Here is a 20,120-nt window from a genome sequence, read left to right on the forward strand (position 1 = left end):
CCAAGCGGGCTGGGCTCTCAGTCGGTGAGCAGACGTGCGTCGGCCACGCCGAGATCGCGCAGCCGCTTCATGTTGAGGTCGAATTCCTCGACGCTCGCGAACGGACCGACGCGCACGCGATGCAGCGCCTTGTCGTTGCGCGGGATCTCGTCGAGGCTCGCGAGCTCGACGCCCGCGGCCAGCAACATCTCGACGCGGCGCCGCGCATTTTCGTGGTCGGCGAACACACCCGCCTGGATGAACATCGCCGCGGCACCTGGCGCTTTCACGGCCGGCGCGTTCACCACCGTCACGGGCGGTGCCACCGGCGGCGCGGCCGCGGGCAAAGACGAACCCGCGCCCGGCGGCGCCGCAGATAGACCCGGCGTGAGGACGCGCACTTCGACCGGCGCCGTGCCCTGCAGCAACATGTCGAGCTTGGCCGCCGCGGTGTAGGAGAGGTCGATGATGCGATCGCCGACGAAGGGCCCGCGATCGTTGATGCGCACGACGACTTTCCTGCCGTTGCGCAGGTTCGTGACCTCCGCGTACGCGGGCAGCGGCAGCGTCTTGTGCGCGGCGGTCATGGCATACATGTCATAGGGCTCGCCGAGCGACGTCGACGCGGCGTGAAAGCCGGGCCCGTACCACGAAGCCGTGCCGCGCTCGACCCAGCCCACGGAAGACGCCAGCACGTAGTAACGCTTGCCGAACACTTCGTAGAACGGCGGATTGCCACGTGTGCCGCGCGGCTCCGGCTTCGGCACGGCATCGGGAATGTTGAGCACGTCGGGCGGCACCGAGGGCACGGCCGAACCCGAGGGAATGCTCGCCGGAACGCTGGCGCGCGGCTTTTCCGGATGGCGCCGCGTGAGGCTGCAGCCGCCCAGCGCGAGCGCAACGCAGACGACAGCGAGCGCCGCCCGCATCAACGCGCTGCTGTCTCGGAGCCGGCGGACCGCGTGGCGAGCTTGGTGGTCTTTGCCGCGGGCGCCCCTTCTGCGAGAGCGCCTTTTGCCGGAGTCTCTTTTGCGGGGGGAGATGCCGCGGCAACGCGCCCGGCAATCGTCGTCGCCAGGTCGTGCACGGCCATGGCGTAACGGATGCTGCGGTTATACCGCGTGATCACTTCGAAATTCTTGAACCCGACGCGATACGACGGGCCCGCGAGCTGCTCCGCGGGAATGAGCAGCACCGGCGTGCTCAAAGGCTGCGCGGCGTTGTCGAAGTCGACACCCTTGGCCTTGAGGCCGGCGATCGTCTCATTGAGCGTGAGATTGCCCGGGTCGGCGGTGACCGGCGCGTCGGGCTGCAACACGGCGTCGGAGAGCACCGGGCCGTCGGTCACCCAGCCGCTTGCCTTGAAGTAGTTAGCGACGCTGGCGATGATGTCGTCCCAGTCGGCGAACAGGTTGCGTTGTTTGTCGTTGCTGCCGTCGACCGCGTAGCGCCGGTAACTCGAGGGCATGAACTGGCCCGCGCCCATCGCGCCGGCGTACGAGCCGAGCGCCGTCAGCGGATCGATCTGTTCTTCGCGCGTCAGCGCGATGAACTGCGCCAGCTCGTCGGTGAAGAACGTCGCGCGCGGTGGATAGTCGAAGGCCAGCGTGACGAGCGCATCGAGCACGCGGTACTTGCCGGTGATCCGGCCGTAAAACGTCTCGACGCCGATGATCGCGACCACGTATTCGGGCGCGACGCCGGTGTCCCTGTGCGCCTTCTCGAGCCGCGCGCGATGTTCCTGCATGAACTGCGCGCCTTCGGCGATGCGCTGCTCGGTCATGAAACGCGCGCGGTATTCGTACCAGGGCGAAACTTTTTCCGCCGGTTTGCTGATCAGCTCGATGATCTTCGGCTGCGGCTCGGCCTTGGCGAGCAGCCGGTACACGTCGAGCGGCTCCATCTTCTGCGCGGCGGCGGTTTTCTCGACGAAGGCCTGGATTTCAGGCCGGTCGAGATCGAGGCGGGTGCGGCCGGCGAACGAGCCGTCCGCCAGTGCGGAACCCGAAGATAAAACGATGAGTGCTGTCAGTGCAGGCGCATGGCGCATCACGAGGCAACGAGCTTCCGATGCGAGTAGAGGGACATGAGGATACCGAAGCTCGCCAGCAGGGTCACCATCGATGTGCCGCCGTAACTGACCAGTGGTAGCGGAACGCCGACAACCGGTAAGAGTCCGCTGACCATGCCCGTGTTGATGAACACGTAGACGAAGAAGGTGAGCGCGATGCTGCCGGCGAGCAGCCGCGCGAAGGTGTCCTGTGTTTCGACAGCGAGATACAGCGCGCGTCCTACGACGAACAGATAGAGCAGCAGCAGGATTGTCGCTCCCAGCAGACCGAGCTCCTCGCCGACCATCGCGAAGATGAAGTCGGTGGTGCGCTCGGGCAGGAACTCGAGCTGGCCCTGCGAGCCGTTGAGCAGACCCTTGCCGAAAACCCCGCCGGAGCCGATCGCGATCTGCGACTGGATGATGTGATAACCCGCGCCGAGTTTGTCCGCCTCGGGGTCGAACAGCATGAAGACGCGCTGCTTCTGGTAGTCGTACAACACGTATTGCCAGGCGAGCCAGGCGGCGGTTGCACCCACGGCCGCGAGACCGAAGATCACGCGGAACTGCAGGCCCGCCATGATCACGACCATCATGCCGCCGATGAGGATCAATCCGCCGGTGCCGAGGTCGGGCTGCAAAATCGTCAACCCCGTGGGAATGCAGATGATGATGGCGAGCATCAGCAGCGTTCCCAGGCTCGGTGGCAGCGGACGGTCGTGCAACCACCAGGCGCAGGCCATCGGGACCGCGAGCTTCATGATCTCGGAGGGTTGAAAGCGAAAGAATCCGAGGCTCAACCAGCGCTGGGCGCCCTTGCCGATGTGGCCCGTGATGTCGACGACGATCAGCAGCACCACGCCGACGACGAACAGGAACGGCGCGATGCGGCGCAGGAAAGCCGGCTTCACCTGTGCCAGCACGCACATCGCGGTGCCGCCGAGCGCGGCGCGGACGGCGGCGTCGGCCACGCGGTTCCAGCTCTGGCCCGAAGCGCTGTACAGCACGACGAAACCATAGAGCGTGATCAACCCGAGGCCGATCAACAACGGGCCGTCGAGTTTGAGCGCCCCGAGAATACGGCCCGCGGCGGTGAAGGTGCGTTGACTGCGCGAGCCCGTTTCAATCGGTTCGTAGATTCCCATTACTCGACTCCAGACGCGGCGGGCGACTTCGCCGAGCCGTCGTTGATGACACGCGGCACGATGACTTCTTGGCAGATCATGAGGTCAGTCCCCCGTCTCGGTGCCCGGGGCGTCCTCTTTTGGAAGTGCCGCGGTAGCCGCGGCTGCGCCTTTGCCCGGAATGATGGGTCCGTAGCCCGGGCCTGGTGTCAGCGGCACCGTGCCTGGTGGCAACGGCACTTTGAGCTGGCCGTTGGCATCGAGCAGGTACGTGTCCATCACCTGGCGCGCGATCGGCGAGGCGAGCGACGAACCGAAGCCGCCGTTCTCCACGATCACCGCGACGGCGATGCGCGGATGCTCGGCCGGCGCGAACGCGATGAACCACGAGTGGTCGCGCAAGCGATCGGACACGGTCTTCTGGTTGTCGAGGCTCTGGTTGCGCGCGACCGTGAACACCTGCGCGGTGCCGGTCTTGCCGGCTATCGTGTAGGTCATGTTCTTGCCGGCGAAGGATGCGGCCGTGCCGTAGCGGAGTGTGCCGGCCATGCCTTCCGTGACGATCTGCCACTGCTCGGCGCTGACGGTCTTGATCTCTTCGTTCTTCACGGCCGGGAAGCGCTTCACTTCACCGGTGCCCGGATCGCGCACGCCAATCACGAGGCGCGGCTTATAAGACGTGCCGCGATTCGCGATGATCGACGTGTAGTGCGCGAGCTGCAGCGGCGTGACGAGGAAGTAGCCCTGGCCGATCCCGAAGTTCACCGTTTCGCCGGGAAACCAGACCTGGTCCGCGGGACGCTTGAAGTACTTGCGCTTCCATTCCTTCGACGGCAGCAGGCCCGGTTTCTCGCCGCCGATGTCGATACCGGTGAGGCTGCCGAAGCCGAACTGCCCGAGGAACTCGGCGATGTGATCCACGCCGATGTCGCTGGCGAGACCGTAGAAGTAAACGTCGCAGGACTTGGCGATGGCATGGCGCAGGTCCATCGCGCCATGACGGCCGGTTCTCCCTTCGCGGAAGGCGAGGCTGCTGCCGGGCAGGCGCCATATGCCTGGGCAGAACTTCGTCGCGTTGGGGTTGACGTCGTGGTACACGAGCCCCGCGAGCGCAAGCCCGGGCTTGATGGTAGAGCCCGACGGATACTGCCCGCGCAACGCGCGATTGAGCAGCGGCACGTCGATGTTGTCGCGCAGCGCCGCGTATTCGGCGCGCGTCAGTCCGCGGCCGAACGGGTTCGGATCAAAGCCCGGCGCCGACACGAGCGCGATGATGTCGCCGTTGTTCGGATCGATGGCGACCACCGCGCCGCGGCGGCCGATGAGGCCTTGCTCGGCGACCAACTCCGTCGGCAGATCGATGCTGGTGATCACGTCGCGACCGGGCAGCGGCTTCAGTTCCTGCAGTTCCGGCGTGAGTGCCCCCTGGCGCTGCACCGAGCGGCCGGCCGCGTTGACGAGGATCTGCCGCGAGCCGTCGCTGCCGTGCAGCTCCTTCTCGTAGGACGCCTCGATGCCGAGCTTGCCCATCAGGGTGGTGCCGGCGTATTTCGAGAGCTGCTGTTCCTTCTCGAGTTTCTTGACGTCGCTTTCGCTGATGGCGGCGACATAGCCGAGCGCATGCACCGCATGTTCGCCGTGCGGGTAGAAACGCGTGAGCCGCGTGGCGATGTCCACGCCCGGAAATTCGAAGCGATGCACTGCGAAGCGCGCGATCTCCTCGTCGGTGAGCCGCAGCCGGATCGGCACGCTCTCGAAGCTGCGGCGCGAACGCACCAGCCGGGCGGTTTCTTCCAGGTCGTCTTCCGGAAGGACGCCGATTTCGACCAGCCCTTCGAGAGTCGCGTCGATGTCGGGCACACGCTCGCGCACCAGCTCGAGCTGGAACGCGGGGCGATTCTCGGCCAGCACCGCGAGGTTGCGATCGAGGATGAGGCCGCGTTGCGCGGGCAGGGGTTCGACCCGCACGCGATTGCCCTGGGAAAGCTCGGCGTAGTAGTCGTAGCGCATCACCTGCAGCACCACCAGGCGGCCGATGAGCACCAGCGTGAGGCCGACGACGATGAATGCCGCCGCCAGCGCGCGCCGCTCGAACAGCCGCTGCTCGCCCCAGTGATCCTTGATGCGGACGGTGCCCATGCCGTCCTAACTACGCGAGTGCGTGCGGCCCAGCAGCAGCGCGACGAACGGCCACAACATGGCGCCGATCATGGGCTGGATCCAGCGCCACGGCGTCGCGACCGCGTGGCCGCTCCATCCCTGGATGCACCAGACGATGAATTCGTTGAGCGTCAGCACCGCGAACACGAACAGCGATTGCTGGACCAGCGTCTGGTTGCGCAGCCGCTGGTGCAGGCTCATCGCGATGTACGCCACGGTGATACACGCCAGCGCGTTCTGGCCGAGTACGTTGGCCTTGAACACGTCGAAGGCGAGGCCGGCGATGAACGGGGCGAAAATTCCGCCGGCATGCGGCGCGAAAATGCTCCAGTAGATGATGACCAGCGCGATGAACGACGGCCGCACGACCTCGATCCATTGCGGGAACGGCAGCGTCTGCAGGATCAAACCGATCAGCAGCGTGAAGGTTACGGCCCAGCGCGGTTCGCGGCGCGACATGTTCATGTGGCCGGTGCCTCGGGGGTTGCCGTTGCGGGCGCCGGTGATTCGGCGGGCGGCGCGGGATCCGGTACTTCGACCGGTATTTCCGCCGACGCGTCGGCCGCGCCTGGCGCCGGCACGGCGGGTTTCGGTTTGGATTTCGGCTTCGGCGTAGCAGGCTTCGGTGCTTCGACCGGAGTTGCACCGACCGCCAATGCCTCGGCGCCGGCGGGCGCGGCGGGATGGCCCGGGCGCGCCCAGATGAACAGCACTTCGCGATCGGAATCGATGCTGGCCAGCGGCACCGCGTGGATCTGCGCCAGCGGTTGCGCCGGATCGCGCTCGACGCGCGTCACGCGCGCCACCGGCAGGCCGTAGGGAAACACGCGGCCGAGGCCCGAAGTGACCAGGATGTCGCCGACCTTCACATCGTAGTTCTGCGGCACGTAGGGTAGTTCGAGCGAAGTACTGCGCCCGGTGCCGAGCGCAATGGTGCGCACGCCGGAGCGCAGCACCTGTACGGGCAAGGCGTGTTCGGCGTCTGTGATCAGGATGATTTCGGAGCTGAACGGGCCGATGCGGAACACCTGCCCGATGACGCCGTTGCCGGTGATCACCGGCTGGGAACGGTACACGCCCGCATTGCCGCCGCGATTGACCAGCAGCCGCTGGCGAATCGTCGAGGTTTCGACGTTGATCACCTCGCCGACGAGCCGCTTCTCGATGACTTCGGGAAGCATGCCGTTGAGGCCGCGCAGCGTCGTGTTTTCTGTCTGCAGCGCCGCCTGGCGCATGGTGATGAGCTGCTGATCGCGCAGCTGGTTACGCAAGGCGTCCACTTGTTTCTGCAGCGTCTCGCGGGTGGCGAAACTTTCCTGCAGCCAGCGCCACGCGGCGGAAGGCGAGTTGACGGCGAGTTGCAGTGGATAGACCGCGGCCTGCAGGCCGTAACGCGCCGTGTCGAGCCAGCCGCCCTGCCGGTCGTAGAACATGAGCACGACCGAGAAGACGGCGTAACAGAAGTACCGGACACCAAACGACGGGCCGCGTCCGCCTCCGATGCGGCTGCTGCCGCTGCCGAATACGGCCATGGCGGGCTTACTCCAGGCCGAAGCTTCCCGGCCCGACCTCGTCCTGGAGCTCGAGAATGCGGCCGCCGCCGCGCGCCACGCAGGTGAGCGGATCTTCGGCGATGACGACGGGCAGACCCGTCTCTTCCATCAGTAGTTTGTCGATGTCGCGCAGCAGCGCGCCGCCGCCCGTGAGGACGATGCCGCGTTCGGCGACATCGGCGCCAAGTTCCGGAGGAGTCTGTTCGAGCGCCTGCTTCACGGCGCCCACGATACCCTGCAGCGGTTCCTGCAGCGCTTCGAGAATTTCGTTCGAGTTGAGCGTGAAGCTGCGCGGCACACCTTCGGAGAGATTGCGGCCCTTCACCGACAGCTCCCGCACCTGCTGGCCCGGATAGGCCGCGCCGATTTCGATCTTGATGCGTTCCGCGGTGGCTTCACCGATGAGGATGCCGTAGTTGCGGCGCACGTAGTTCATGATGGCTTCGTCGAAGCGGTCGCCGCCGATACGCGCCGAGGCCGCGTACACGATGCCGTTCAACGAGAGCACGGCGACTTCGGAAGTGCCGCCGCCGATGTCGAGCACCATCGAACCGCGCGCTTCGTTCACGGGCAGGCCCGCGCCGACCGCGGCCGCCATCGGTTCACTAACTATTTGCACGCTGCGCGCGCCGGCGCCTTCGGCGGATTCCTTGATGGCGCGGCGCTCGACCTGCGTCGAGCCGATCGGCACGCACACCAGCACGCGCGGTGACGGCTTGATCATGCGATTGCCGTGCACCTTGCCGATGAAGTACTGCAGCATCTTCTCGGTGTAGGTGAAGTCGGCGATGACGCCGTCCTTCATCGGGCGCACCGCGTTGATGTGGCCCGGCGTGCGGCCGAGCATGTTCTTGGCCTCCGCGCCTACGGCGACGATGACCTTGCCGCGACCGCCCTGATCGTCCTGCACCGCGACAACGGACGGCTCATTGAGCACGATGCCCTTGTCACGGACGTAAATGAGGGTATTGGCAGTTCCCAAGTCGATGGAGAGATCGCTCGAGAAGTAGCCGCGCAAGCGTTTGAACATTGGGTAACGACCGAAGCGCGAAAAAGTGGCGGCAATTTAACAATCTGCAGGACGCTCTACAAGGCAACAGGTATGATTCCGCGCACATTTCCAACATCTTTTGCTTGAGTTTCCGATGAGCCTCAATCGCGATCAGATCAACTCCATCGCGCATCTCGCACGCCTTTCACTCACCGATGCCGAGATCCCCGTCTACCAGGACAGCCTGTCGAAGATCGTGGCACTGGTGGGCGAGCTCGACGCTGCGCAGACCGCGGGCATCGAGCCGATGGCGCACCCATTGCCGGGTGTTTCGCAGCGTTTGCGCCCCGATGTCGTGACCGAAAAGGATCAACACGAGCTCTACCAACGCAACGCTCCGCAAGTCGAAGCGGCGCTGTATCTCGTGCCTAAAGTCATCGAGTAAGGGGATTTCCATTGCATCAGCTGACGCTTACCGAGCTCGCAAAGAAGCTGCGAGCCAAAGAATTTTCCGTGACCGAGCTCACCCGGAGCCTGCTTTCGCGTATTGACGCCTCGCAGCCCACGCTCAACGCGTTCATCACCGTGACGGCCGAGTCGGCTTTGGCGCAAGCCAAGGCTGCGGACGGTCAGTTTGCCGCCGGCAGCGCCGGTCCATTGACGGGTTTGCCGCTCGCGCACAAGGACATCTTCTGCACTCAGGGCGTGAAGACCAGCTGCGGCTCGAAGATGCTCGACAACTTCGTGTCGCCGTATGACGCCACCGTGGTCGAAAAGCTCAATGCCGCGGGCATGGTCACGCTCGGCAAGACGAACATGGACGAATTCGCCATGGGTTCGTCGAACGAGACCAGCTTCTACGGGCCGGTCAGGAACCCGTGGGACGTCAAACTGGTGCCGGGCGGGTCCTCGGGCGGTTCGGCCGCGGCCGTCGCCGCCCGGATCGCGCCGATCGCCACCGCCACCGACACGGGCGGTTCGATCCGCCAGCCGGCGTCGCTGTGCGGCGTCACCGGCATCAAGCCCACGTACGGCCGCGTTTCGCGTTACGGCATGATCGCGTTCGCCTCGAGCCTCGACCAGGGCGGGCTCATCTCGCAGTCGGCCGAAGACGCGGCGCTCGTGCTGCAGGCGATGGCGGGTTTCGACCCGCGCGACTCGACCAGCGTCGATGCGCCGGTGCCTAACTACGTCGAGACACTGAACTCGCCGCTGGCGGGCCTCAGGATCGGACTCATCAAGGAGTTCTTCGAGAAAGGTCTCGACGCGAACGTCGAGAAACTGATCCGCGATGCGTTGCGCGTCTACGAGAAGCTCGGGGCCACGCTGGTCGAAGTCAAACTACCGGCGCTGCCGCTGTCGGTGCCCACCTACTACGTGGTGGCGCCGGCCGAGTGTTCGTCGAACCTGGCACGCTTCGACGGCGTGCGGTACGGCTATCGCGCGAAAGATCCGAAAGACCTGATGGACCTCTACAAACGCTCGCGCGGCGAAGGTTTCGGCGCCGAGGTGAAGCGCCGCATCATGACCGGCACGTACGTGTTGTCGGCCGGTTACTACGACGCTTACTACCTCAAGGCGCAGCGCGTGCGGCAGCTCATCAACCAGGATTTCAAACGCGCGTTCGCCGAGGTCGACGTGTTGATCGGGCCGACCGCGCCGGACGTGGCGTTCGCGATCGGTTCCAAGAGCTCCGACCCGATCCAGATGTACCTGAACGACATCTACACCATCGGTGCGAACCTCGCCGGTGTTCCCGCGCTGTCGATTCCCTGCGGCTTCGTGCGCGATCTGCCGGTGGGCCTGCAGATCTGCGGCGCGCATTTCGCCGAAGCGAAGTTGCTCAACGTCGCGCATGCGTACCAGAAGGAAACCGACTGGCATCGCCGCATTCCTGCCGCGTTCAACGCGGAGAAGCTGTCATGACCTGGGAAACCGTCATCGGCCTCGAGATCCACGCGCAGCTGTCGACCAAGACCAAGATCTTCTCCGGCAGCCCAACCGCTTACGGAGCGCCGCCGAATTCGCAGGCCAATCTCGTCGACCTCGCGTACCCGGGCGTGTTGCCCGTGCTCAATGGTGAGGCCGTGCGTATGGCGGTGAAATTCGGCCTGGCGGTCGATGCCACCATCGCCACGCGCTCGGTGTTCGCGCGCAAGAATTACTTCTATCCGGATCTGCCGAAGGGTTACCAGATCAGCCAGTACGAACTGCCGGTGGTCGCCAAGGGCCACATGGACATCGTGCTCGATGACGGTACGAAGAAGCGCATCGGCATCACGCGCGCGCATCTCGAGGAAGACGCCGGCAAATCGCTGCACGAAGGACTGCCGAAACAGTCGGGCATCGATCTGAACCGCGCCGGCACGCCCCTGGTGGAGATCGTCTCCGAACCCGACATGCGTTCGGCCAAGGAAGCGGTGGCCTATCTCAAGAAGGTGCACACGCTGGTGCGTTACCTCGAGATCTGCGACGGCAACATGCAGGAAGGCTCGTTCCGCTGCGATGCGAACGTTTCGGTGCGCAAGGTGGGCGCGGAGAAATTCGGCACGCGCGCCGAGATCAAGAACATCAATTCGTTCCGCTACGTCGAGAAGGCGATCAACTACGAAGTGGCGCGCCAGATCGACGTGCTCGAAAGCGGCGGCAAGGTGGTGCAGGAAACGCGCCTGTACGACCCCGACAAGGGCGAAACGCGCAGCATGCGTTCGAAGGAAGAAGCCAACGATTACCGCTACTTCCCGGATCCGGACCTGCTGCCGGTGGAGATCGACGCCGCCTACATCGCGACCGTGAAGGCCACGCTGCCCGAGCTGCCGGATCAGAAAGCCGCGCGTTTCGCGTCGCAGTTCGGCCTGTCGGAATACGATGCGGGCGTGCTCACTTCGTCGAAGGAGCTGGGCGCCTACTACGAGGAAGTCGCCAAACTACTGGCGAGCGGTAAAGAGCCGTCGAAGGAACAGGCCAAACTCGCCGCCAACTGGGTGGCCGGTTCGCTCGCGGCCGCGTTGAACGAGCACAACCTCGAGATCGGCGCGAGCCGCATCGACGCGGCGCGCCTCGCCGGGCTGCTGGGCCGCATCGCCGACAACACCATCTCCGGCAAGATCGCCAAGGATGTGTTCGAGGCCATGTGGGCCGAAGACAAGGATGCCGACGCCATCATCGAGTCGAAGGGCCTGAAGCAGATCACCGATACCGGCGCGATCGAGAAAGCCATCGACGACGTCATGGCGAAAAATCCCGGGCAACTCGCCGATTATCGTTCGGGCAAGGACAAGCTGTTCGGCTTCTTCGTCGGCCAGGTCATGAAGGCCACGGCTGGCAAGGCGAATCCCGCGCAGCTCAACGACCTGTTGAAAAAGAAGCTTGCTGGTTAGGCAGTGAGCGAACCGGATCGCGTCCGCCGCTTCGTCCTCGAACGACATCCGATTCGAGGCCACGCGGTGCGGCTGTCGCAGTCGTGGCTGGAGCTGCGCGAACACCAGGACTATCCACCCGCCGTGCAGCAGCTGCTCGGCGAGGCGGTTGCCGCGGTGGTGTTGCTGGCGGCGACGCTCAAGTTCGCCGGCACGCTGACGCTGCAATTGCAGGGCAAGGGATTGGTGAGCCTGCTGGTGGCGCAATCTACTCACGACTTCCGCGTGCGCGGCATGGCGCGGTTCGATCGCGTCGAGGGTGACACCGATTTCCGCTCGCTGGCCGGCCAGGGCCAGATCGTCGTGACCGTGGAATCCACCGATCGCGCGTCGAGTTACCAGGGCGTCGTGCCCATCACCGGTAGTTCGCTGGCCGAATCGCTGGAAGCCTATTTCCGCCAGTCCGAGCAGCTGCCGACACGTGTGCTGCTGGCGGGCAGCGCGGGTTCGATCGCCGGGATGCTGGTGCAGCGCATTCCGGGCGAGGGCGGTACGCAGGAACAGATGGATCTGCCGGCGCTCGATGCGGCGTGGCAGAAGGCGGACGACGCGATGTCTTCGCTCGTGCCGGCCGCGCTGCTGGAAGATGACGTCGAGCAACGGCTGGTCGACATGTTCGGTGTCGACGAGGTGCGGGTGTTCTCGGGCAGCGACGTGAAATTCGAATGCCGCTGCTCGCGCGAGCGCGTGGCGAACGTGCTGCGGTCGCTCGGCGTGGAGGAGGTGCGCTCGGTGATCGCGGAGCAGGGTGCGTGCACCGTGACCTGCGAGTTCTGCCAGAAGCCTTACCGGTTCGACGCCATCGACGTCGAGCAGTTGTTCACCGAGGGCGCGCCGAAGGGCAGCAACTCGATCAACTGAGCTGCGCGGCGAGCGCGCCTATTTTCGTTTCGCTTCGAGCCGCGAGCGCGCGCCCGCCTTCGGCGGTGCGGTTGGATTCTCCAGTTCTTCGAGGTAACTGGCGCCGCCCAGGCCGCGCATCTGCGCGAGGATCCAGTCGCGGCGTTTCACCACGTAGTTGGACGGGGCATTCGCCTTGAAGGTGATCGGATTGGGCAGCACCGCGGCCAGGGTCGCCGCCTCGTAACGCCCCAGTCTCGCCGCGGGTATCTTGTAGAAACGCTGCGACGCGGCCTCGACTCCGTAGATGCCGTCCCCGAATTGCGCGATGTTCAGGTACACCTCGATGATCCGTTCCTTGGGCCACGTGAGTTCGATGAGCAGCGTGAAATACGCCTCACAACCCTTGCGGAAATAACTGCGGCCCGGCCACAGGAACAGGTTCTTCGCCACCTGCTGCGAGATGGTGCTCGCGCCGCGCACCTTCGGCCGCTTGCGCTTCGCCTGCTTTTCGTTCGAACGCACCGCTTCGCGGATCGACTTGAAGTCGAAGCCCATGTGGAACGGGAAGAACTGATCCTCCGCCGCGATGACGGCGACCGCCGCGTGCGGCGAAATCTGTTCGAGATCCGCCCAGCGGTAATCGGTGTGGTAGCTGCTCTTGCCCGCGCGGCTGGCATCGAGCGCCGCGTCCAGCATGAAGGCGCTGTACCACGGGTCTATCCAGCGCATGGCCACCACCGGCAGGGCGGTGATCAGGAACACGGCGACGGCCGCGATGAGAACCCCTCGCGCCAGCCGCCGTCGCCAGTTCTTCTTCACTCTGCCTTGGTGGATGCCTTGGTGATCACCACGTCGGCGGCCGGCACGTTCTGGTGGCCGGAGCGGGTGGTGGTGGCGACCTTGGCGATCTTGTCGATGACGTCCATGCCGGCGGTGACCTTGCCGAACACGGCATAGCCGTAGTTAGACTGGCCGGTGTGGTCGAGGAACTCGTTGTCGACCAGGTTGACGAAGAACTGCGCCGTGGCGCTGTTGATGTCGTTGGTGCGCGCCATCGAGAGCGTGCCGCGGGAGTTCTTCAACCCGTTGGTCGCCTCGTTCTTGATCGGCGCCCTGACCTTTTTCTGCTTCATGCCGGGCTCGAAGCCGCCGCCCTGGATCATGAAGCCCGGGATCACGCGATGGAAAATGACGCCATCGAAGAAGCCGTCGTCGACGTACTCCTGGAAATTCGCGGCGGAGAGCGGGGCTTCTTTCTCGAACAGCTCGACTTCGAAATTGCCGAGCGAGGTTTCAAACACGACTGACACGGGATATTTACCTTTTGGGCCAGGTGGCTTCGGTGACGCGCTCGTGGCCGGCGAGATCGCGGTGCGAGGTTACGTGAGTGAAGCCACGGGCGACAAGCGCGGCGCGGCTCCATTCACCCTGCGAATTGCCGTGTTCGAGCGCCAACCAGCCGCCGGCGGCGAGATGGTCGGGCGATCCATTAATAAGAGTGGCGAGGGCGGCGCTGCCGTCGCCTTCCGGCGTGAGCGCGGCGCGCGGCTCGTGTGCGAGGCCGTCCTGGTCAAGTACCGGGTCGTCGGCCGCGATATAGGGCGGGTTGCTGACGATGGCATCGAAGCGGCGCCCGGCGAGCGGCTCGAGCCAGTCGCCTTGCAGCCATTCGATGCGGCCGGGCGCGAGGCGCTCGCCGTTGCGGCGCGCCACGGCGAGTGCATCGGCAGAGAGGTCGGTGCCGGTCACCTGCCAGTTCACGCGTTCGTGCGCGAGCGCGATGGCGATCGCCCCCGAACCGGTGCCGAGATCCACCACGCGCGCCGCGCGCGTGCCGATGTGGTCCAGTGCGCGTTGCACCAGCAGCTCGGTTTCGGGGCGTGGCACCAGCACGGCGGCATTCACTTCGAAGTCGAGCGACCAGAACTCGCGCCGGCCCAGAAGATAGGCGACCGGCGATCCCCGCGCGCGTCGCGCGCACAAATCGGTGAAACGCGCGATGACCGCGGCCGGCACGGGCTCGCCGTCGCGCGCGAGCAGCTGACTGCGGGTCATGCTCCACGCGTGCGCGAGCAGGATTTCCGCATCGCGGCGCGTGATGAGACCGGCCGCTTCGGCCAGCAACCTTTCGCTGTCGGACACTTCGAACATGGGGCGGCGATGATGCACGAGTTCCGTGGGGCATCGGTATCATGCCCGCATGAGCCGCGCGTTACCCTTTGAAGCTCCGGGCAGCCTCTTGCCGCTGCCGCGGCCGCTCATGACGGGTGAAGTCCTCGACGCGGCGTTCCGGCTGTTTCGCGCCGGGCTGCTGCGATGCCTGCCGTATTCGGGTCTTGCGGTGCTGGTGTTCGAATTGCCGACGGCCTACGCCACATTCATGGCACCGTCGGGCGCAGCCGGGCTGCTCGCGATCGGGCGTTTGCGGCCGGTGAGCTGGGTCATCGCGGCGCTGCTGGCGACGGCGCTGCTCGGCGTGATCACGCTGCGCCTGCGGGCGATCTCGCTCGGAGTGCGGCCGCGCTTTCGCATCGAGCTTGCGGCCGTGCTGAAGCGCTGGCCCGCGGCGCTGCTGGCGACGCTCGGTGCGTTCGGGTTTCCCCTGCTGCTCTATTCGATGAGTGCGGCGCTCACCAACATCCTGCCCGGCGCGGGACTCGCGCTCATCGGTGTGCCGCTGCTGTGGCCGGCGGCGTTGTTCGTCGTCGCGCTGCCGGCATTCTGGTGCGATGGTCTCGGCCCATTCGCGGCGATCGCCCAGGCCTTGCGTATCTCGCGGCGGCGTTCATGGCGCATGTTCGGCGCGCTGCTCGCCACGGGATGCATGGTGGCGGTTTTCTATGCTGTCTCGGCGATCGTCGTCGGCATGTTGTCCCCGATGCTGGGGCGGGCCGATCTGTTCCTGATCGCGGCGGTGCGTTCGATGCTGGCGCTGGTGGTCGGCGCGCTCGGCGTGCCATTCGCGCTGGCGGTGCTCATCGTCGCGTACGAAGACCTGAAACTGCGCGAACGGGAGCGGCAGGACCTGCTCCGATGAACGGCCGGTACTTGAAATGCTGGCTGCCTTTGTTAGGTCTGTGCGCCGCGGCGTCGTTCGCCGCCGCGGAGGACGGCGCGCTGCGGGCGGTCGAGGCCTGCCGCGAGCGGCTCGACCCGCGTGTCGACGTGGGCATCGAGCGCGTGCAGCGGCGTTGCCCCGAGCTGCTGCCGGCACTCGAACATTCGCCGTACCGCGAGTTGTTGCCGCACACGTTGCGCGAGCGGCGGGAGGAAATCACCGCCGAATCGCTGCGCGCGATGGCCGATCTGCTGCGGCATGCGACCGCGGAAACGCCGGCGCGTGCCGCTCCGCGACAGGAACTGCTCGCACCCGTGCTGGCGGAACTCGGCGAACAGGGCCGGACCGGCGTGACGCGCTGGGAACGTTTCAAGCGCTGGCTCAAGCAGAAGTTCGAGAGCCGCCCGGACGACGACGAAACCGGCTGGCTCGAGAAGTGGTCGCGCCAGTTCCACACCAGCGAAGGCGTGGCGCGCGCGCTCACCTACGCCGGTTATGCGGTGCTGGCGGCGCTGGTGTTGTTCGTCGTCTGGGGCGAATTACGCGCCGCGGGCCTGCTGGGCGGCATGCGGCGCGCGGCGCGGCGCGTGAATCCTGCGGCCGAGTGGCGGCGGCGCCTGATGCTGGCCGACGTGAACGCGGCGCCGCTCGCCGACCGGCCGGGCATGTTGCTGCGGTTGTTAGGCGAGGCGCTGACGCGTTCGCATCGTCTGCCTGCGCCGCAAGGGTTGACCGCGCGTGCCATCGCGCGCCGCGCCGAGCTCGATTCGGCCGAAGACCGCGCCGCGCTCGAACACGTCGCCGCGACGGCCGAGGAGGTGCGGTACGCCGGACGCCGGGTGGGCGAGCAAAACCTGGAAGGCGCCGTGAGCAGCGCGAAGGCGCTGCTGCAGAAATTCACACGCCCGGAGAAACGCTGATGCGCGAGCGCGGCGTCACGTTGCTGTTGGCAGTGGCGGCATTCGCGGCCTTCTATGGCCTGTGGCTGCGACCGGCGTCCGATCTCGACCCCGATGCCGATACCGCGCGCCCGACCTCGGCGGAGCGCCGCGGCAATGGGTACGCCGGACTCTTCGAGTGGTTGCAGCGTTCCGGCGTCCACGTGCGCTCGTGGCGCGAGCGGTACACCGCGCTGCAGGCGAGCGACCTGCCGCCGCGCGGCAACCTGCTGGTGTTGTCGCTGCCCGGTGTCGAAGTGTTCCGCAGCGACGAGTTCAGTGCGCTCGATCGGTGGGTGCGCGCGGGAAACACCTTGTTGATCAACGCCGGATTGCTGGATCAGCCGGGCTGGGCGGCCGGCCGTTCCTCGGGCGCCGTCGGCGAAATCGAATCGCTGACCGCGATCGAATTCGAGACGCGCGCCGCGCGCGAACTGCGGCTCGACGACACGCCGCTCGCGCAACGCGTGCGCGAAGCGGATGCGAAGGATGCCGCCAAGGATGAGGATGAAGACGACGAGCTTTCGGAAGTGCAACCGCTCAAGCACGGATTCATCGTGCCGCCCAGGATTCCCTTGTTGCCCACGGGACCGCATGCGCTCCTGGTCGGCGTGCACAAGCTGGGTGCCGAAACCGACTACGAAGCAGAGGAATGGTCGCTGCGCATCCCCTACGACAGCTTCGTGCTCACGTTGGCGCGCACCGACAAGGGCGAGGGCGCGTTTTTCGAACAGCGCCTCGGGCAGGGCCGCATCCTGTTGTCCGCCAGCGGTTCGCTGTTCACCAATCGCGCGCTCGGCAACGACGACAACGCGCGGCTGTTCGCGAACATCGTGAGTTCGAGCGTGTCGCGCGACGGGACGGTGTTGTTCGACGACCTGCGGCAGGGCTTGTCAGCCAACTACGATCCCGCGCGTTTCTACCGGGATCCGCGGTTGTACAAGACGATCCTCATCGCGCTGGCCCTGTGGCTGGTGTGGGTGCTGGGATCGACTCGTCTGCGCGCACCGCCGATCGTGGCGCACGACCCGTCCGAAGCGGAGCTGGTGCGGCGCGCCGGTGGCCTGGTGGCGCGCACGGTCGCCTCATATCACACCGCGCTCCGGCTGTTCGATCACTTCTTCGCGCGCGTCGCCCGCGCGGCACGCGGTTCGAGCGGCGTGACACCCGAACGCGGCGAGTTGTGGCACTGGCTCGAGCGGCACGCGGCCATCCTGCCGCAGGAACTCGATCAACTGAAAAACTGGTATGCGGATGCCCATGCGGAGCGCAATCTGCCGCTCGCGCCGCTGCAGAATCTCCTCGACACCCTGGAAAAACGGCTGAACACATGAACACCGTAGTCGCGACTTTCGAACAAACCGTACAACGCGAGCTGGCGCGCGTCATCGTCGGCGCGGAGGACGTCATCCGTGCGTTGTGTATCGCGCTGATCGCGCGCGGCCACGTGCTGGTGCAGGGGCCGCCCGGCCTCGGCAAGACTCTATTGGCCAAGACGCTGGCGCGCGTGCTGGGCGGCGAATTCAAACGCGTGCAGGGCACCGCGGATCTCATGCCCAGCGACATCGTCGGTACACACATCTTCGATGCGTCGAAGAACGAGTTCGTGTTCCGGCGCGGCCCGTTGTTCGCGGAAGTTTTGCTGGTCGACGAGATCAATCGCACCGGACCCAAGACGCAATCGGCGCTGCTCGAGGCGATGGAGGAGCGGCAGGTGTCCTCGGAGCGCGACCATTACGCGCTGCCGGAAGATTTCCTGGTGCTGGCGACGCAGAATCCGCGCGAGTTCGAGGGCACCTATCCACTGCCGGAGTCGCAGCTCGACCGTTTCATGCTGCGCATCGACATGAGTTATCCGGAACGCGCGGCCGAGGGCGAGATCCTCAGGCGGTACGGTACGGAGCTCGAGGCGCGCGAGGCGATTCCCGCCGACCTTGGGCGCATCGACCGCGGACAGCTGCACGCGGCGCGCGCCGCGGCCAGCGCGCTGCATGTGTCCGAGGCGTTGTCCGATTACGTGCTCGATCTGGCCCGCGCGACGCGCGAACATCCGCGCGTGGCGCTGGGCCTGTCCACGCGCGGCGCGCTGGCGTTGATCCGCGCCGCGCGCGTGCACGCGGGACTGCGCCAGGGCGATTTCGTGGCGGCGGACGACGTGCAGGCGGTCGCGCGCTGGGTCATGGCGCATCGCCTGGTGCTCAAACCCGAAGCGGCGCTCGACGGCGATACCGACTCGGGCGTGGTCGGCGCCATCCTCGATGCCACGCCGGTGCCGCGTTAGGGGGACTGCGCCGCCATGCATCTCGCCATCCGCGGATACCTGTTCGTCGCGCTGACTGCCTTGTTAGGCGTGGCCGGCACCTGGTCGGATGAGCCGGGATTCGCGAGCGCCTGGTTGTTTCCCGCGTTCCTGCTGCTCACGGGGCTCGTGCTCGAAGCGTCGTACCTGCGCGGCACGCGTCTCGATCTGCGCATGCGCGTGGATTCACGTCTCAAGCTCGGATTACGCATCGGCGGCGCGTTCGCGTTCGCGCACAACCGCGGCCGCGAGCTCACGCTGCAGTACGCGCGCGTATTGCCTCCGGCGCTGCGCCAGTCGGCCGACGTCCATACGATCGCGATGGCGCCCGACGCCGAGACCGCCGATCCCGTGGAGCTGTTGCCGCTGCGGCTCGGCGCGGCGCGGTTCGGCGCGGTACCGGCGCGGTTGTTAGGCCGGTTCCGGCTGGCTTGGTGGAGCCGCGATGTGCCGCAGGATCAGCCGTTCACGGTTGCGCCGGACAGCCTGCCGCGCGGCGCGCGCGCGATCGCCGGCGAATCGGCGGGAGACACGCCGCGGCGGCTGCCGGGTACCGGGGTCGAGTTGCTGCAGCTGCGCGACTATGCGACCGGCGACGCGTTGTCGCGCATCGACTGGAAGGCGACCGCGCGGCGCGGCTCGCTGGTGGCGCGCGAGTACAGCGAGGCGCAGCACCTGGAGATCCTGGTCGTCATCGATGCCGGGCGCGCCAGCCGCGTGCGCGCCGGCGACCTCGATCGACTCGGTTTGTATGCGAACGTCGCCGCGCGGCTCGCCGAACATGCGGTGTCGATCGAGGATCGCATCGGGCTGCTGGTGTACGCGCAGCGGCCATTGACGGCCTGTCTGCCGGATCGCGGCACGCGCGCCGTGACGCGGCTGCGGCGGGCGCTCGAGACGCTGGACACCGCGCGCGGGGAATCGGATCCGGTGGCGGCTGCGATGCAGGTGCGTCGCATGCTGCGGCATCGCGGACTCGTGGTGTGGCTGACCGATCTCGCCGAACCTGCGCGCAACGAGGAGCTGATGCAGGCGTTGAAGGCGCTGGTGCCGCGCCATCAGCCCATCGTGGCCTCGCCGCAAGCCGCAGAGATCGCGCGGCTGGCCGCGGCGCCGGCCCGCGACTGGCGCGACCCCGGCGTGGCGCTCGCGGCCCGCGAGCACCTCCACGCGGCGCAGCTGCAGGTGGCGGCGTTGCGTGGCAAGGGCGTCGTCGTGCTCGATGAATCCGACGACCGGCTCGATCGCGCGGTGCTCGACGCCTATCTACAGCTGCGGCGGAGGCGCCGGGTATGAGCGATCCGTACAAACGCGGCCCGGCGATCTATGTCGATGTCGACGACACGCTGGTCCGGCACGCGAGCACCAGCCCGGTGCCGATCACACAGGTCATCGAACAGGTGCGGCGGTTGCATGCGCGCGGCTTTCCGTTGTACTGCTGGAGCACCGGCGGGGCGGATTATGCGCAGCGCATCGTCACCGAGCTCGGGTTGGCGGAGTGTTTCACCGCGTTCCTGCCCAAACCGACCATCCTCATCGACGATCAGGAGATGTCGGCGTGGCTGCTCAGGACCTTCCACCCGATGTCGATCGACGACGACGCGGTGGATGCGTATCTACCTTGAGTGGTGCCGGGGAAAGGTGGTGCCGGGGTGCAATTCTCGTAATTGAGCCGGCGTACGCACTTAGAGCAACCGTCCGCTCAA

General features: G+C 66.3%; 20 protein-coding genes. 10 read left to right on the forward strand and 10 right to left on the reverse strand.

All coding sequences use genetic code 11. The features are described 5' to 3' along the window. Positions 1-17: 17 nt before the first annotated feature. The 7 genes from WDO72_15835 to WDO72_15865 form a co-directional block, all read right to left on the reverse strand. Positions 18-908, reverse strand: coding sequence for a septal ring lytic transglycosylase RlpA family protein (locus WDO72_15835; protein MEJ0087146.1), 891 nt, complete (start codon positions 906-908; stop codon positions 18-20). Continuing rightward, positions 908-2,029 carry a lytic murein transglycosylase B gene (gene mltB / locus WDO72_15840; protein ID MEJ0087147.1) on the reverse strand — a complete coding sequence of 374 codons (1,122 nt, stop codon included), beginning with the start codon at positions 2,027-2,029 and terminating at the stop codon, positions 908-910. The genes WDO72_15835 and mltB overlap by 1 nt, the downstream gene beginning before the upstream one ends. Then, complete coding sequence (rodA, locus tag WDO72_15845) at positions 2,029-3,174, reverse strand: rod shape-determining protein RodA (GenBank protein MEJ0087148.1); 1,146 nt, start codon at positions 3,172-3,174, stop codon at positions 2,029-2,031. The genes mltB and rodA overlap by 1 nt, the downstream gene beginning before the upstream one ends. Before the next feature lie 84 nt (positions 3,175-3,258). Continuing rightward, positions 3,259-5,292, reverse strand: coding sequence for a penicillin-binding protein 2 (mrdA, locus tag WDO72_15850; protein MEJ0087149.1), 2,034 nt, complete (start codon positions 5,290-5,292; stop codon positions 3,259-3,261). 6 nt (positions 5,293-5,298) lie between these two features. After that, positions 5,299-5,778, reverse strand: a complete 480-nt coding sequence (gene mreD, locus WDO72_15855) for a rod shape-determining protein MreD (GenBank protein ID MEJ0087150.1) — start codon at positions 5,776-5,778, stop codon at positions 5,299-5,301. After that, complete coding sequence (gene mreC, locus WDO72_15860) at positions 5,775-6,845, reverse strand: rod shape-determining protein MreC (GenBank protein ID MEJ0087151.1); 1,071 nt, start codon at positions 6,843-6,845, stop codon at positions 5,775-5,777. Before mreC ends, mreD begins: the two co-directional genes overlap by 4 nt. Before the next feature lie 7 nt (positions 6,846-6,852). Next, positions 6,853-7,896, reverse strand: a complete 1,044-nt coding sequence (locus tag WDO72_15865; protein MEJ0087152.1) for a rod shape-determining protein — start codon at positions 7,894-7,896, stop codon at positions 6,853-6,855. A 115-nt stretch (positions 7,897-8,011) separates the two neighbouring features. Between WDO72_15865 and gatC the strand changes: the two genes are divergently transcribed. The 4 genes from gatC to WDO72_15885 are packed head-to-tail and all read left to right on the forward strand — an operon-like array spanning position 8,012 to position 12,137. After that, positions 8,012-8,302: an Asp-tRNA(Asn)/Glu-tRNA(Gln) amidotransferase subunit GatC gene (gene gatC / locus WDO72_15870; GenBank protein MEJ0087153.1), complete on the forward strand. Its 291-nt coding sequence runs from the start codon at positions 8,012-8,014 to the stop codon at positions 8,300-8,302. Between the two features lie 11 nt (positions 8,303-8,313). Then, complete coding sequence (gene gatA / locus WDO72_15875; protein ID MEJ0087154.1) at positions 8,314-9,783, forward strand: Asp-tRNA(Asn)/Glu-tRNA(Gln) amidotransferase subunit GatA; 1,470 nt, start codon at positions 8,314-8,316, stop codon at positions 9,781-9,783. After that, positions 9,780-11,237: an Asp-tRNA(Asn)/Glu-tRNA(Gln) amidotransferase subunit GatB gene (gene gatB, locus WDO72_15880; GenBank protein MEJ0087155.1), complete on the forward strand. Its 1,458-nt coding sequence runs from the start codon at positions 9,780-9,782 to the stop codon at positions 11,235-11,237. The genes gatA and gatB overlap by 4 nt, the downstream gene beginning before the upstream one ends. 3 nt (positions 11,238-11,240) lie before the next feature. Then, complete coding sequence (locus WDO72_15885) at positions 11,241-12,137, forward strand: Hsp33 family molecular chaperone HslO (protein ID MEJ0087156.1); 897 nt, start codon at positions 11,241-11,243, stop codon at positions 12,135-12,137. An 18-nt stretch (positions 12,138-12,155) separates the two neighbouring features. Here the strand turns inward: WDO72_15885 and mtgA are convergent, their stop codons facing one another. Genes mtgA through prmC form a run of 3 tightly spaced genes read right to left on the reverse strand, consistent with a single transcriptional unit; the run spans position 12,156 to position 14,270 of the window. Then, positions 12,156-12,938: a monofunctional biosynthetic peptidoglycan transglycosylase gene (gene mtgA, locus WDO72_15890; GenBank protein MEJ0087157.1), complete on the reverse strand. Its 783-nt coding sequence runs from the start codon at positions 12,936-12,938 to the stop codon at positions 12,156-12,158. Continuing rightward, positions 12,935-13,429, reverse strand: a complete 495-nt coding sequence (locus WDO72_15895) for a peptidylprolyl isomerase (GenBank protein ID MEJ0087158.1) — start codon at positions 13,427-13,429, stop codon at positions 12,935-12,937. The genes mtgA and WDO72_15895 overlap by 4 nt, the downstream gene beginning before the upstream one ends. 7 nt (positions 13,430-13,436) lie before the next feature. Further along, positions 13,437-14,270 (reverse strand): peptide chain release factor N(5)-glutamine methyltransferase, encoded by an 834-nt coding sequence (gene prmC / locus WDO72_15900; GenBank protein ID MEJ0087159.1) that lies wholly within the window; start codon positions 14,268-14,270, stop codon positions 13,437-13,439. Positions 14,271-14,319: 49 nt separating this feature from the next. On the opposite strand from prmC, the gene WDO72_15905 reads away from it, so the two are divergent. From WDO72_15905 to WDO72_15930, 6 genes are read left to right on the forward strand one after another with little or no spacing between them, the layout of a single operon-like run. Next, positions 14,320-15,156 carry a hypothetical protein gene (locus WDO72_15905; protein MEJ0087160.1) on the forward strand — a complete coding sequence of 279 codons (837 nt, stop codon included), beginning with the start codon at positions 14,320-14,322 and terminating at the stop codon, positions 15,154-15,156. Then, a complete protein-coding gene (locus WDO72_15910; protein MEJ0087161.1) occupies positions 15,153-16,097 on the forward strand; it encodes a hypothetical protein in 945 nt (314 codons plus the stop codon). Before WDO72_15905 ends, WDO72_15910 begins: the two co-directional genes overlap by 4 nt. Beyond that, positions 16,097-17,449: a DUF4350 domain-containing protein gene (locus tag WDO72_15915; GenBank protein ID MEJ0087162.1), complete on the forward strand. Its 1,353-nt coding sequence runs from the start codon at positions 16,097-16,099 to the stop codon at positions 17,447-17,449. Before WDO72_15910 ends, WDO72_15915 begins: the two co-directional genes overlap by 1 nt. Next, positions 17,446-18,396: a MoxR family ATPase gene (locus WDO72_15920; protein MEJ0087163.1), complete on the forward strand. Its 951-nt coding sequence runs from the start codon at positions 17,446-17,448 to the stop codon at positions 18,394-18,396. Before WDO72_15915 ends, WDO72_15920 begins: the two co-directional genes overlap by 4 nt. 15 nt (positions 18,397-18,411) lie before the next feature. Next, a complete protein-coding gene (locus WDO72_15925; GenBank protein ID MEJ0087164.1) occupies positions 18,412-19,710 on the forward strand; it encodes a DUF58 domain-containing protein in 1,299 nt (432 codons plus the stop codon). After that, entirely contained in the window at positions 19,707-20,039 is a 333-nt protein-coding gene (locus WDO72_15930) for a hydrolase (GenBank protein ID MEJ0087165.1), read from the forward strand. The genes WDO72_15925 and WDO72_15930 overlap by 4 nt, the downstream gene beginning before the upstream one ends. Positions 20,040-20,120: the final 81 nt, after the last annotated feature.

The sequence above is a fragment of the Pseudomonadota bacterium genome (assembly GCA_037200975.1).
Taxonomy (GTDB): Bacteria; Pseudomonadota; Gammaproteobacteria; order Steroidobacterales; family Steroidobacteraceae; genus CADEED01.

Coding starts and splice junctions, on each gene's coding strand:
- mltB (MEJ0087147.1), bottom strand. CDS start 2,029: ATGCGCCATGCGCCTGCACTGACAGCACTCATCGTTTTATCTTCGGGT.
- WDO72_15905 (MEJ0087160.1), top strand. CDS start 14,320: ATGAGCCGCGCGTTACCCTTTGAAGCTCCGGGCAGCCTCTTGCCGCTG.
- rodA (MEJ0087148.1), bottom strand. CDS start 3,174: ATGGGAATCTACGAACCGATTGAAACGGGCTCGCGCAGTCAACGCACC.
- prmC (MEJ0087159.1), bottom strand. CDS start 14,270: ATGTTCGAAGTGTCCGACAGCGAAAGGTTGCTGGCCGAAGCGGCCGGT.
- WDO72_15925 (MEJ0087164.1), top strand. CDS start 18,412: ATGCATCTCGCCATCCGCGGATACCTGTTCGTCGCGCTGACTGCCTTG.
- mreD (MEJ0087150.1), bottom strand. CDS start 5,778: ATGAACATGTCGCGCCGCGAACCGCGCTGGGCCGTAACCTTCACGCTG.
- WDO72_15930 (MEJ0087165.1), top strand. CDS start 19,707: ATGAGCGATCCGTACAAACGCGGCCCGGCGATCTATGTCGATGTCGAC.
- WDO72_15910 (MEJ0087161.1), top strand. CDS start 15,153: ATGAACGGCCGGTACTTGAAATGCTGGCTGCCTTTGTTAGGTCTGTGC.
- WDO72_15835 (MEJ0087146.1), bottom strand. CDS start 908: ATGCGGGCGGCGCTCGCTGTCGTCTGCGTTGCGCTCGCGCTGGGCGGC.
- mrdA (MEJ0087149.1), bottom strand. CDS start 5,292: ATGGGCACCGTCCGCATCAAGGATCACTGGGGCGAGCAGCGGCTGTTC.
- WDO72_15865 (MEJ0087152.1), bottom strand. CDS start 7,896: ATGTTCAAACGCTTGCGCGGCTACTTCTCGAGCGATCTCTCCATCGAC.
- gatC (MEJ0087153.1), top strand. CDS start 8,012: ATGAGCCTCAATCGCGATCAGATCAACTCCATCGCGCATCTCGCACGC.
- WDO72_15920 (MEJ0087163.1), top strand. CDS start 17,446: ATGAACACCGTAGTCGCGACTTTCGAACAAACCGTACAACGCGAGCTG.
- gatB (MEJ0087155.1), top strand. CDS start 9,780: ATGACCTGGGAAACCGTCATCGGCCTCGAGATCCACGCGCAGCTGTCG.
- WDO72_15915 (MEJ0087162.1), top strand. CDS start 16,097: ATGCGCGAGCGCGGCGTCACGTTGCTGTTGGCAGTGGCGGCATTCGCG.
- mreC (MEJ0087151.1), bottom strand. CDS start 6,845: ATGGCCGTATTCGGCAGCGGCAGCAGCCGCATCGGAGGCGGACGCGGC.